Annotated in this window: 9 protein-coding genes; 6 read left to right on the top strand and 3 right to left on the bottom strand. The window is 32.7% G+C overall.

The window, feature by feature from the left end; all coding sequences use genetic code 11:
- The coding region (locus Q0779_RS12125) for a hypothetical protein (protein ID WP_298772903.1) at positions 1 to 749 on the bottom strand (749 nt) is incomplete at its 3' end.
- Between the two features lie 351 nt (positions 750 to 1100).
- Here Q0779_RS12125 and Q0779_RS12130 point away from each other — a divergent pair.
- From Q0779_RS12130 to Q0779_RS12155, 6 genes are read left to right on the top strand one after another with little or no spacing between them, the layout of a single operon-like run.
- Positions 1101 to 1430, top strand: a complete 330-nt coding sequence (locus Q0779_RS12130; RefSeq protein WP_298772904.1) for an Hpt domain-containing protein — start codon at positions 1101 to 1103, stop codon at positions 1428 to 1430.
- A gap of 26 nt (positions 1431 to 1456) precedes the next feature.
- Positions 1457 to 2794 (top strand): HlyD family type I secretion periplasmic adaptor subunit, encoded by a 1338-nt coding sequence (locus tag Q0779_RS12135; protein ID WP_298772906.1) that lies wholly within the window; start codon positions 1457 to 1459, stop codon positions 2792 to 2794.
- A gap of 9 nt (positions 2795 to 2803) precedes the next feature.
- On the top strand, positions 2804 to 5002 hold the full coding sequence (locus Q0779_RS12140; RefSeq protein ID WP_298772907.1) for a response regulator: 2199 nt from the start codon (positions 2804 to 2806) through the stop codon (positions 5000 to 5002).
- Positions 5003 to 6373 (top strand): TolC family protein, encoded by a 1371-nt coding sequence (locus tag Q0779_RS12145; RefSeq protein ID WP_298772909.1) that lies wholly within the window; start codon positions 5003 to 5005, stop codon positions 6371 to 6373.
- A 12-nt stretch (positions 6374 to 6385) separates the two neighbouring features.
- The gene (locus tag Q0779_RS12150; protein ID WP_298772911.1) at positions 6386 to 7969 is read left to right on the top strand and encodes an ABC transporter transmembrane domain-containing protein; all 1584 of its coding nucleotides are present in this window, start codon (positions 6386 to 6388) and stop codon (positions 7967 to 7969) included.
- A gap of 1 nt (position 7970) precedes the next feature.
- Positions 7971 to 10112, top strand: coding sequence for an ATP-binding cassette domain-containing protein (locus Q0779_RS12155; protein WP_298772912.1), 2142 nt, complete (start codon positions 7971 to 7973; stop codon positions 10110 to 10112).
- Between the two features lie 283 nt (positions 10113 to 10395).
- Here the strand turns inward: Q0779_RS12155 and Q0779_RS12160 are convergent, their stop codons facing one another.
- Together Q0779_RS12160 and Q0779_RS12165 are read right to left on the bottom strand one after the other, a co-directional pair.
- Positions 10396 to 12024, bottom strand: coding sequence for a phosphoethanolamine transferase (locus Q0779_RS12160; RefSeq protein ID WP_298772914.1), 1629 nt, complete (start codon positions 12022 to 12024; stop codon positions 10396 to 10398).
- Between the two features lie 759 nt (positions 12025 to 12783).
- Entirely contained in the window at positions 12784 to 13164 is a 381-nt protein-coding gene (locus tag Q0779_RS12165) for a hypothetical protein (RefSeq protein WP_298772915.1), read from the bottom strand.
- Positions 13165 to 13319 lie beyond the last annotated feature (155 nt).

Genomic DNA, 13319 nt, shown 5'->3' on the forward strand with positions numbered 1-13319 from the left:
GACAACAACTGGGCATCGGTGAAGGTCAAGCTGCCGTCTTCTTCAATCACGTAACCGACATCTTCCACTACCGCTGCGTCATTGACATCACTCACTTCCACTGCGATAGTTTGAGAGGTTGTTTTTGAATCAAAATCATCCTCAATCGTCTGATTTAAATCATTTTCATCATCAGGAGAATCTTGTACATTAACTTCGAATGTTTCAGTTGTTGTTTTGGAGTCCACGCCATCATCAAGATCTGAATCTGAACTATTGGAAAATCCAGCATTTGACTCTGCAGTCCCTGATGAGCTAGTACCAGCAACACTAGGGTCGAGAATATTTCCATCAACTCCTAAGTCTTCCCCATGTTGAGAATCTTGGATACTTTCTCCACCAACACTTTGTGCTCCCACACTCGAAGGTTCATTTGCAGAATTGACAGCTTCTCCATTTTCAGCAATGGGACTATCCATCACATTTGATTGTGCATCAGCACCCGATTGAGTTGGAGAACCATCCCCTGATACCGCAGCCGGACTTGATTGATCGACGAAATCATCTTCAGATCCCGCTCCCGTTGCTTCGTCCTCTTGAGCAACTTGTGAATCATCAGCCAAATTTGTTGCATCGACTGTCGTGGCAGCAGCAGTACTTGCAGTGTCTAATCTATTTCTGGCTTCTGAGGAAGATACATCCGCATTTTCAGTATTTTCTTGTTCAACAGCGTCATTTAAGGGGTTATTTTCATTTTCATCAATGGCCATGATGTAGCCTCCATGCAAAACAAAATTTGGCTTTAAATAGGTACTCTTTGATTGCTTTAAGCAAAGCTTAGGATGCAGTGAAATACAAGGTTTTTAAAGATAAAAAGACATCAATGATAAGAGAAAAAAAGGAACTAATCTAAGATTAAAAAAAAGATGACTTTAAAATTCATTAAAACTCAACCAACTATTGATATCAACAGAATAAGATCTGAACCTTTCTTCAAAAGAAAGTCGCTTGATATAATACAACAATCAATATGATTTTTTTTATTATTAGACTACAGTATAGATAGAAAGAATTAATGAAGGATTTAAGAGTTTAAACTTTTTTGAATTCAGGGAGGATATATGAAACATTACCAGCAATTTTTGGACTCTTTAGACAACGACCTAGATATGGTAAATATTATACTCAGTATGTATAAAGAAGAGCATAGTGATGATATAGAAAAAATAAAATCTTATTATAATAATAAAGATTTAGACGGTTTGTTTCATGTAACGCATTCCCTTAAGGGCGTAATTTCTAATTTTTTTGAAGAAGAAATATGCGACTTATTGGAACAAATAGAAACCAAATCAAAAACGGGAGATACACCCGACGAAACCCTAATCCTCTCTGCCTGTGAAGAAATAAACAAACTGAACAGTGACATCAATAGTCGAATTAATGCATAGTCTAATACAGGGGCTGAGGCTGTAACATGAGTGATATAGAGAGGTATATCAACAAAGCATTAACACAAGAGAAAGCAATAAGTAATGAAGAAGACAATAATATAAAAATAAAAAGTGTAATGACAAGTACCCATAAGTCTCTTCTGTTTATATTTATTGCTGTTACTCTTGTCATTATACTTGCCTCACAAGCAAAAATAGATATTATCGTCTCATCGAGAGGTGAATTACTTTTAGATTCAGATATAGAAAAAGTACAACATTTAGAAGGTGGGATTTTAGAACAACTCATGGTCTCACAAGGTGATACGGTATATGAAGGTCAACCTATTGCTAAGTTGAAGTCTCTTGAAAGACATTCAACACTTGAAACGACAAATATTGAGATTATTGAACTTGAACTAGACTTACTTACTTACCAATCTCTGATTAACATGCTATCCCCTGATTTTTCAAGTTATGAAACATTCCCTAAAATAGTGAATAATTATCAAAAAAAGTGGCAGAGCGAATTCAACAAAAACACTTCTAATGAGTCACTTATCTCTCACGATATTGAACATAAAGAAAAGCTCATTCAATCAATGAAATCTAGGATCGTTAGTTCAAAAAGCCAATTAGATATCATAAAAAAACAACTTTCGATAAAGAAAACACTTTTTGATGAAGAAATGGCCTCTTACGTTGACGTGTTAGCCATGCAAATACAAGAAATGAATATGCTCAGAGAGATAGAAAATTTAGAGGAAGCAATACTAAATGAAAACTTTCAAAAACAGAGATTAACTAAACAATTAACCGATCTTATTTCTAACAGAAATGCTGAATATCAAGCAAAAGTCAATGAAAGTGCAAAACAGTTAAAAATTAAACATGCACAAAAGCCACAACATACCGATAAAGTTGACAGGCTCATAGTATATTCTCCCGTCGACGGTATTGTTGACAAAATTCACTTCAATTTCAAATCGGCCGTTATCCCTCCAGGTGAAAGTATCGCAGATATTGCTCCATTAAAAAATACATTACATGGAGAAGCGAAAATACCAAGAAAAGACATGGGATTTGTCGAAATAGGACAAGAAGTGAAATTGAAATTTGATACTTATAACTCAGCTAAATACGGTGCATTATCAGGAATTATTGCATCTATTAGCCGTTCTTCATATGAAGAAAAAGATGCCGAATTCTATTTAGCCAACATCACTCTTGAAAAGCTATACTTAGAAAAATCGGGGATCAAACATAAACTATCGCCCTACATGGAATTTACAGCAGAAATTAAAACCGGATCCAGAAAAGTCATCGATTACGCAGTAAAACCCGTAATGTCTGCGATTGAAGATACATTTGATGAAAGGTAGGAATAGACAGTGAATAATCGTTTACCCTACACATTAACGATGAGCGTACTCTCCCTCATTATCTTAATTCCCTCCATTTATTTGATATTCAATCACAATACCACTAATGAAAAAACATTAATATTATTAGAAAGCTCTAGCACGTTGATTAATGAAACTGAATTGTTATTATTGAAATTAATAAACTGTGATAACCACCCTTGCTTAAAAAATAAAAAGCAGATTGACTCATTACATAAACAACTAAACTCATTCTTAAATACTGCATCGATTGATAAAAACTTGGTCAGCTTAGTAGGCGCAACCGAGTATTCTAAATTAACACTAATTATTAATAAATTTATTGCTACTGGAACAGAACAAAAAATAATTAAAGAGTTAACCCCCATTCTAATAGAAATGAAAAACAGCCACCTTAATATAATTAAAAATCAAAATAAAAAAAACTCAAACAATCAACTTAGAGACAACATAATAACAGCATTATTAGTTATTATTCTAACTATATTATTAATCGTAGCTGTTTATATTATAGAGTCTAAAAAAAACAAACAAAACAAACAAATAAATAATAAAGAGCAAGGGATTGAAAAACTACTAAGCGTAATTGGTGATCTTAATTCAAATTATGCAAAAAGCATACTTAACGATTTAAATTTAAGTAAAGAAGAAAGAACAATATATTCAAAATTAAAGAAACTGAATGATAAAATTGAAGAAAGTGAACGTAACACAGATCTATCGAGACAGCTATATTCAATGATTGGTTACGAAATGAGAGGAATATCAAATACTATAAAAGGCGGAATACACTTACTCATTAAAGAAAAAGAAGAGGATGAAAAATTAACTAACTTAGCTAGAGATCTTGAAATAGCAACTGAAACCTTATCTAATTTAGCCGAAAATTATAATAAGTTATTTTCACAAGGTTTAAAACAAAAAACAGAAAATTACTCCTTTATAAAATTACTAACCGAGATTATTGTCCACATCAGCAACAAAGGCAACGAATCAGAACTCAACATTGAATGCATTATACACAATAACTTACCCAATGAACTTATGGGTAACCCAACAAAACTATTTTGGATTTTATTTCTTCAGCTTTCTAATGCCATTAGCGCTCAAAATAAAGACAATATTCTCATCGATATCAACAGCCATTCAAGCGATGATGTCTCTGGTTCAGTGATAGTTATTACACTGATTTTTTTAACCACATTAGATATAAGTGAAAATAAAATCAACCATTTACACTGGGAGCAATCAAAAAGAGGGACTGTAAAAAATGATGAATGGACAATATCTTTACTCGATAATATTAATACATTTAATACTGAATGGTATAAGTCAGGTCAACAACAAAAATTTTCAATAAAAATGGGCGTTACTCCTATATCATACACAAAAGAATCACCTCTTTTAAAAAATAAATTCTTCCTTATCTGTGCAGACTCTGAGATAAGGATCAGTATCATATCAAAATTGCTTATTTCACATGGTGCAAAAGTTAAAGTCTCTCGAGAAGCTAATGAAATATTCAAATCCATATCAAAAATTTCTTTATATGATGCCATCATAATGACCGACACAGTAAAAGGCATTCAACTTACGTCGTTTTGTAAAACATTACATGAAAGAATACCCGATGACGGTCACACTAAACTCTTACTTGCTGTGTCTTCAAATCAGGTTGTGAAAAGTGCTATTCAATATGTAAATCAAGTTTTTTATACACCATTAATTCCTGATGATTTCATTCCACAGCTTGTTAAAGCTGTCGAAGATGAAGAAAGTAATGATGAAATAAAACATCAATTTCTTATTGTTGAAGATGATAGAATACAACAGTTTATATTAAAAAAAATTCTCCAACAAGCAGAATACGAAACAGATATTGTCAATGGAGGATTGGAAGCTGTTAATTGGGTTAAAAATAATACAACAGATATCATTTTTATGGATTGTATTATGCCTGGTATGGGTGGCCTACAAGCAACGGAGCTGATCAGACAATATGAGAAAGAAAATAATATTCAACCAATTTCAACCATCATTGGCGCTACTGCTTTAACCAGTAAATCTGAACATCAAGCGTGTTTAGAAGCTGGAATGAATTATGTAATAAGTAAGCCTTATAATAGTGATGAAATTTTAAAATCAATTAAAAGATATATTCACATCCATAATAAAAGGGGGTCATAGATGCAGATAAGGATAATATTACTAATTTCTATTATTACGTCAACGGATCTCCTAGCCGCTAGTTTAATTGATATAGTTAATATTGCAAAAGAGAATAATTTATCTTTAAAAAGCAGTGAAAAAAGCTATCAAGCAAGTCAATATGATATTGACATTCATCGTTCTAAGTTTTTACCCAGTTTATCTTTAAGAGCCGATAGTACTTGGAATGAAAATAAGAAATTCCAAACAACAGATCAACATATTATCAATGATTACAACTCTAATAGTTACAGTCTTTCTCTTAGCCAAAACATATTTAATTTAACAGATATTTACACTATTGAGTCTACACAAATTGATGTGGACATTAGCGAATTACAAACGATAAAAACTGAACAGAGAATAATAAAAGAAGCCGCAGTAAAATATTTTGATTATCTAAAAAATAATTCACAAATTAAAGCAACAGAAGCTGAATTTATTTCATCTGAGTCAAGATTTATACACATGAGAAGAAATATTCAACTCGGAAATACTGCAGGTAGTGAAATATATGAAGTTATTGCACAAAAAGAAAATACAAAAAATAAATTACTCACATTAAAGAAAGAAAGAAAAGTCATTCTAAATGATTTATATAACATTACACAAGATAATAAAACCCCATCTTACGATTTAAACAAATTATCAACATTCCCTAAAATTGAAGAGCACAGAGAAATATTTTTAAAGAATACACTTTTTCAGTTAAACTTAGATATATTAATTTCAAAGAAGCAATTAAAAAAAAGTAAGCAAAAAATAAAAGAAACAGCATCAAGTTTTTCGCCAACATTAACTGGAGATATTAGCTATAGAAAAGATAACACCAATAATCCATCTGATAATAGCCCTCCAAACTTTGGTATTAGTGAATCAGTTGTTTATTCGATAAATTTTGATTTACCCCTATCTTCAGGAGGTCGAGATATATACAAATACCGTAAAAACAACATTGAATATGAAAAATCTCACTTAGATCTGATGCAATCAGGCGAAGATAGTATACAACAATTTTATAATTATATTGAAAACATCAATGATTACTCACGCTCACTTGAAACCTATACTATTATTATAAAAGCCAACTATTCTTCTTATAATGGAATAAAAAAAGCTCATAAACTTGGAACTCGAACTATTACCGATCTTCTGTCTGCTGAAAGTAAATTATTCAATAGTATTAGAGATTATGAAAATGCACGTTATAATTATATTATTGAAATAATAAACTTAAATGAGTTAATCGGATTACTAAATGATTACTTCATAAAGGATATTATGAGTGATATGTTACCGATAACCAATGACTTATCTTCATCTCCTATCCCGCTTCATTTAATCAAGTAATGAGATAAAATAATGAGCACCTTTAAATTTAAAAGAAAAATAAGCGATTTGGATAAATTATATTTGTTCATATCAAGCATTATGACCACTTTTTTAGGGCTCGTTCTGCCTTTCTCTATACTCATTATTTTCGATCGTATTTTACCAAATCAATCCAAAGATTCATTAATGCTACTAGGATTAATTATTTTAATCGCCATCTACTTTGACTATATATTAAAAAGGAAAGAAGAGGCTATCACTTCTCTTATAATGAAAAAATTCGACAAGGATTTAACCAGCAATGTTTTTAAAAATATTTGTAATTCTGATATCGCTACATATAGCAAGCACTCTCCTGGAGAGTATTTAGAAAGAATATCAGTCATACCTGAATTAAAAAGTTTTTTTGGTGGGGAATCTGTAAAAGCCATTATTAATACTATAACAAGTTTCATCACAATTCTTATTATCGGACTCATTAATGTATGGTCTGGAACAATAATTATCATTTCTTCAACCATTTTAATTTTTACAGCAATCATTATTTCAAATAAAAAAATCAACGTATTAGTAAAACGTTCAGATATTGAAGGAAGAACCAGCTCTAAGATTATTGAAATAGTCTCTAGTCCTTTAGACATAAAAAGTAGAACAATGGAATATAGAGTAGAAAGTTTAATGACCGAAATGATAAGAGAGCGTGAAGAGCATAGTGTTGCATTTGAAAAACTAGACTCTATTCTAAACTTAATCTTAACTTTTATACAGCAACTATCCATAGCCACTGTTGTTGTCATGTTAGCGCTTTCTGTCATAGCACAAGAGATCGGTCAAGGTGTGATGGCTGCTGTGATATTACTAACCAATCGTTATTTCTCTCCTTATCAACAAGTCATGCAAACCTTAAGCCGATGGAAAGTCAACCAACTTAATGAGCAAAGAATGAATACGCTTTTTCAATTAAATCACAATATTGATAGTGACATTAAGGATTTTTCTATTAATACAATATTGTGTGAAATTAATAATAATGAGGAGATCTGTTTTAAGAAAGGTCAAGTTTATGTTGTAAATGGTAAAGCCAACGCAGGAAAGTCTTATTTGAGCCGTTGTCTTACCATGGAAGAAAAAAGTACATCTATTAATATCATTATTGGTGAGCACTCATTAGGTGAAATAGATTATAATACATGGAAACAACATGCTTTGAAAATTGATAATAATAGCGCTCTTATAGAAGGTAATATCATTGATAACTTAACCTGTTTTAGAAGTTATTTAAATGAAACTGCATTTACCCTCTGTGAAAATTTAAATATAAAAAATGAAATCAATGCACTAAAAAGTGGTTTTTACACTCAAATATCAAGCAACCAACAGCCTCCTTTTTCTAGAAAAGTTAATTACTGTCTATTAATAGTAAGAGCAATATTAAGTAATAAATCAGTTATCATATTAGATGATATCGATACGATATATGATGAACATTTTGAAAAAGTGTTAACATCAACATCCCTTTCAAAAAAAGATAATATAATATTTATTTTTATAAGCAATAAGATTAAAAATAAAGATAATAACATTCGCTATTTAAATATCAAAAAAGGTTATTAAAATGACAATCCTTATTAATTTTTCTGATATTAAGCAAAGGTTAGATGATTTTTCAAACGAGAAAATGGATGATAGGTATTTACATTCACCATTAATTAAAGGCATAGCATTAAGTTTAATTTCTTTACAATGGGAAGGAACAGCTGATATTTTATCTGATGCATTTGTGCCCAAAAAGCAAGATATCGATTCATTTTATTCAACAATAACGCGACTAGGCTATCAATGTAATAAATTAAAAATAAAATCAATGGATCAATTAGATCACATTATCAGCCCCGCGTTTATACAATTAGAAAATATTTCAGGCATTTTGATTAATACAGAAGATGATATTGCTTATATATTTGATTATGTCAATAATATCACCATAGAGCACCCACTCAATGCAACGCCATGCCAACTCTGTGTGATCTCTGAATATTCTAAAATATTTAGAGAGCCCCCCCCTGAGTCACAAGACAAATCAAATTGGATAAAATACGCCTTTTATAGGTATAACAATGAATTTAAAAGCCTCGTTTTTTTAAGCCTCGTTGTCAATATACTTGGTGCACTACAACCCTTTTTCATTATGAGTGTTTATAATTTTGCACTCACCTCTGAGTCAACAAGCACACTATTTTGGCTATGCAGTTTTGCGATCGCACTTGCCCTTGCGGAGTTTTTCTTCAAACGCGTCAGAATGAACATACTCACCTCCTCAGGTAAAGATCTTGCGGTACATATCTCTAAACATGTTATCGGAAAACTTCTTTGGTTACCCTATGCGATGACTTCATCTGCGGGGGTATCAAGCCAATTAGCGCGCTTAAGGGACATCGATCAATTTAGAAAACTTGTTACAGCAGAATCGACACTCAGTTACTTTGACATGCCGTTTATCATAGTATTTATCATCGCTATTACCGTTATTTCAGGCAGTGCAGCAATCACGGTAATAATAGGTATCGTTATTATGTTGTTATTTTGTATCTATGCGAGATACCTATATGTTCATGCCACCTCCAAAAGTTCAACAGCCAATAGTATGGTCTCTTATCAATGGAATGAATTGTTAAGAAGCATCAATAGTATGCAAGGCCTACCACTGCTAAAAGTGATTCAATCACGTTTTCATGCCGCTCATACACAAAGTTTAGAGGATGGTGAAAATGTATCCGTCACTAATAGTAAAATACAAGGAATGGGTCAAGGCCTTATTCAAAGCATAGGTACTGCCAGTATTGTCACTGCGGTACTAGGCGTGATGGACGGAACATCTGATGCAGGAGCCATGCTCGCTATCGTCATTTTAGTCTGGAAAGCACTCGGCCCCATTATGGGGATTTATAACTCCATCGTAAAATTCAAATCTATTCAAGCTTCTGCAAAACAAATTAATGCGCTAATGTCATTAAATGACGATCAAACATCACTTGAAAAAAGCCCACCAATACGCCAATTCAACGGCGAAATTGTTGTTAGTGGACTGAACCATCGATATTTACATGCAGGATCAGGACTCACTAACCTCGGATTCAAATTCGACTCCGGCGATAAAATATCCATTAGTGGCCCATCGGGATCAGGTAAAACAACCTTACTCACGATACTCGCAGGATTAGATGAAAAATACCAAGGTATCGTCTATATGGATGGATATAATATTAAACAATTTAACAATTATCGATACAGAAAGGCTATCAACTATGTCCCCTTTGAATTAAGGCTTTTCGAAGGCAGCCTTGCTTCAAACTTTATTTTACATAATGGTATGATCACAGAAACACAAATGAAAGACATTGTAGCGCTTCTTGATCTCAATGATATTCTGCCCCAAGGTATCGACACAGTATTTAATAATCAATTTATTCAGCAGCTCTCAAGCAGCAAAAAACAATCGATCAGACTTGCACTCGGCTTAGGGGCATGCGACGCCAAAATTGTCATCATCGATGAGCCTTTTTGCGGAGTAGAAGAAGCTCATACTCCATATATTAATAAATTATTGTCCGATAAACTTGCTCACTCAACTGTTATTTATACAACAAATAGCCGTCATTTAATCGCTGCATCCAATAATTGTCTATTACTGGATGCTGATGGAAGTCAGAAGTATTTTGGTTTTCCAGACAAAGTTATACAAAGCATGAATAATTAAGGCCTAGTGATTTAAGTCATCTTTCTTTAAACAAAGGGGCCGCCAGCAAAATGTAAGACACGTTTAGCCGGCTCCTGCTTTATAAAGGAATTAAGACAGCATTTGTGGTGCCTTTTTACGACATTATCGTTTGTTTATGTTCGGCCCCATGAGCGAAGGAGATAGAGCGACGTTTGAGCCTAAACCGAGAATAACTACACCGCATAAGCTCTGCCTTGTACAAATAATCAAAAAACTGCTGCAGAAATCATCGCCAAAGTTCAACTCGTCCTAATCTTCTTTTTTATATTCCCACTCGGCACTGACTAAAGATATCTTTACTAGCAAGATATTCTTTCGTTTTAACATTGAAAATGCCTAAAAGACTATCAAACAAATTATCATGGGAAAATCCACCTTTTTCAGCCACACTCTCAAGACAAAATTGACTTAACCTATTCTGCTGATAGAAGGTATCAGAGAACCACGATAAGAATGGAATATGCGTTTGCTCATTCGGCGCGAGACTGTAAGGCGCTCCATGTAAATATAGGCCTTTTTCGCCTAAAGACTCCCCATGATCAGACATATAAAGCATACCGGTATTAAATGTTGAGTTGTATTGTTTAATATTTTCAACAACTTTAGAAAGAATATAATCAGTATACAATATTGTATTATCATAGGTATTGATTAATTCTTGTTTACTACAATTTTGAATATCACTCCTTTGGCAATCTGGAATAAACTGCCTAAAAGCTTTTGGATAACGTAAATAATAGGTAGGACCATGGGAACCCATTAGATGTAATACAATGAAAATATTCTGTTTTTTTGCTTCCGACAACGCTTTTTTTAATGGTGTCAATAAAGCTTCATCAAAACAAGATGCTGATGTACATTCCTTTGGAAACTGTGCCTTTATTATCATTTCATGCTTAACTTTATTACATACCCCCTTACAACCGCTGTCATTATCAAACCATTGAACGTTAATCTTAGCATAAGATAAAACATCTAAAACTGTATCTTGGCTCTGCGCTTTTTTCAGCGCATAATCTGAACGATTAAGATGAGAAAACATACAAGGGACTGAAATTGCTGTTGCTGTGCCACAAGAAGAAGTATTTTGAAAAGCTAACAAACCTAATTTTCTTGTGTATGCGTTAGTGAGTCGATTATATCCAAAATATGCATCATTCTTTGCTCTGGCCGTTTCTCCAAGCACCATGACGATCAAGTTTGGCTTCGTCCCTTTAGCGTTAATGACCACAGCATCAGCACCTAACTGTTGGTACGGGATAGGTTTAGAAAAATAGTGATTATTAATATACTTAATTGTAGAGGCAACAGCATAGGAAGGTATAATCAAACGTTTCAAGTTATCATTATTTCGACCAAATGCAGCATAGTTTTGATAAAAAATCCCTAAAATAATAAAAATAGCCACCAGAGAAATAACCAAATAAAGCAACTTATTCAGTAATTCTTTACAAAGGGCATGATAAGTAATGTTAGCCTTAAAGATTAATAAACAAGGAAAAACCCCAGTCAATATAAAGTATATTATAGCATTCAAATTGAAATAAGAGAGCGCTTCTGCTTGAGTCGTATCAGCAATATTTTGGATCATATTTCTATCAAATATCACCCCATACTTCATACTTGCGTAAAAAACCAAAGAAGATAGCATCGTCAGAGTAATAAAAAATGGCTTAGTAATATACTTTACTGAAAAAAGTGAAAACAGAGAAAAAAGTAACAAAAAAAGCAACACGGGTATGGATAGAACAAATAAAGAATTTGTATCAGATTGAAGGATAAGACCTTGTTTAACCTTCAAAAAGAAGGGAGCATTGAACACAACCAAGTAATAAAATGATAGTAAAACCACAAATGTTCTTGAAGATATAGAGTGAATATTTTTAAACAAAACCAAACCACCAAAAAGTTAACTCGCAGATCAGCTCACTAATCATGAAGGTGAAATAGTGTCATCAACAAGAGTCAAATATAAAAATTGATATTAATTACTGTCTTGATAGTAGTCCACCTAATATACTAAGGCTATATAAAAACGAAGATATGGTTAAAATACGCAAATCAAACAACAGATTTACCTCACCATCAACTAACTAAACAAATAATAAATTACATTTAATTACCTGGCAAATAAATAACAATACATTTATTTACAAAGTTAAATGAAAAATGAACATTAGATTAATTATTGGCAAAGATAAGCCGACTCCTTTAAAATCTATTATGAATAATATTATCCTTATAATATGATTTGTAATTGAATAGTCGACAACAGATATTAAAATCAATTACTCACCCCATTTTTACTTTTACATTAAAGGTTTGCAATTTTGACTCAAAAAACCAACATCTCGCCCCTTAAACAACGTCAAACCAGCCAAATAGAGACCAAAATTATTAAAAAAACACACTCAATTCCCACTTATGGAGACAACTTGCAAGTTTTTATACAATATTTAGAAAACCTTACAGCTTCAGGCCAAAAAGCGGCTATTACTTTTGATAAAGACACCCCCTATCCCTACTCAAGTATTAAAAAAAGAAAAACACGCTTAGTGAATACACCACATAAGGCTAAACTGCACCTAGTAAGCTCCTTTTCAAATAAAAAATAACATAAAGGTTTGCCTTATTGAATGATGATAAAAGACTAAACCGTCGATACCCACTTTCCTTTATCAACATAGATTGCTTCGCTATTATCAGGCCATGACGGCATCCTCATACAAATAAATATCAGTGGTTCACTTAATACATTCCTATACTGAAAAACAGCATTTGGCTGAATATCAATTGAAGCCCCTTTAGTCAGCGTTGTTACAAAGCTGTCAATGCCATTATCTCGCCATATCTCCCCATGACCACAACACATACCAAAACTCATTGACTGTAGCATAACTGCCTTGTTAATTTGAAATGGGAGCAAGCTACAATGGATCATTCCTCCTGTGGCTCCTTCCATCATAAAACGAACTTCAGCCCCTGCTGGCGAGCGAGTATCAGGTTCATCTGACAATCTTGTTGTTTTCATTCTTACCCACTGTTCATGTTGTTAAAAACAGAGAGGTTTTAACATAGTAGACAATAAATCAATAACTAAGACTCTATTTATCGCAAGCCATAGGCCTAATATACAAAGAATAATTAAACGTCAAAAATGAACAAGAATAAGGGAGATTTTACTTG

Source organism: uncultured Shewanella sp. (assembly GCF_947491715.1).
Lineage (GTDB): Bacteria > Pseudomonadota > Gammaproteobacteria > Enterobacterales > Shewanellaceae > Shewanella.

Excerpts from the sequence above, each read along its gene's own strand:
- Q0779_RS12130 (WP_298772904.1), top strand. The coding sequence starts at position 1,101 with ATGAAACATTACCAGCAATTTTTGGACTCTTTAGACAACGACCTAGAT.
- Q0779_RS12155 (WP_298772912.1), top strand. The coding sequence starts at position 7,971 with ATGACAATCCTTATTAATTTTTCTGATATTAAGCAAAGGTTAGATGAT.
- Q0779_RS12150 (WP_298772911.1), top strand. The coding sequence starts at position 6,386 with ATGAGCACCTTTAAATTTAAAAGAAAAATAAGCGATTTGGATAAATTA.
- Q0779_RS12145 (WP_298772909.1), top strand. The coding sequence starts at position 5,003 with ATGCAGATAAGGATAATATTACTAATTTCTATTATTACGTCAACGGAT.
- Q0779_RS12135 (WP_298772906.1), top strand. The coding sequence starts at position 1,457 with ATGAGTGATATAGAGAGGTATATCAACAAAGCATTAACACAAGAGAAA.
- Q0779_RS12165 (WP_298772915.1), bottom strand. The coding sequence starts at position 13,164 with ATGAAAACAACAAGATTGTCAGATGAACCTGATACTCGCTCGCCAGCA.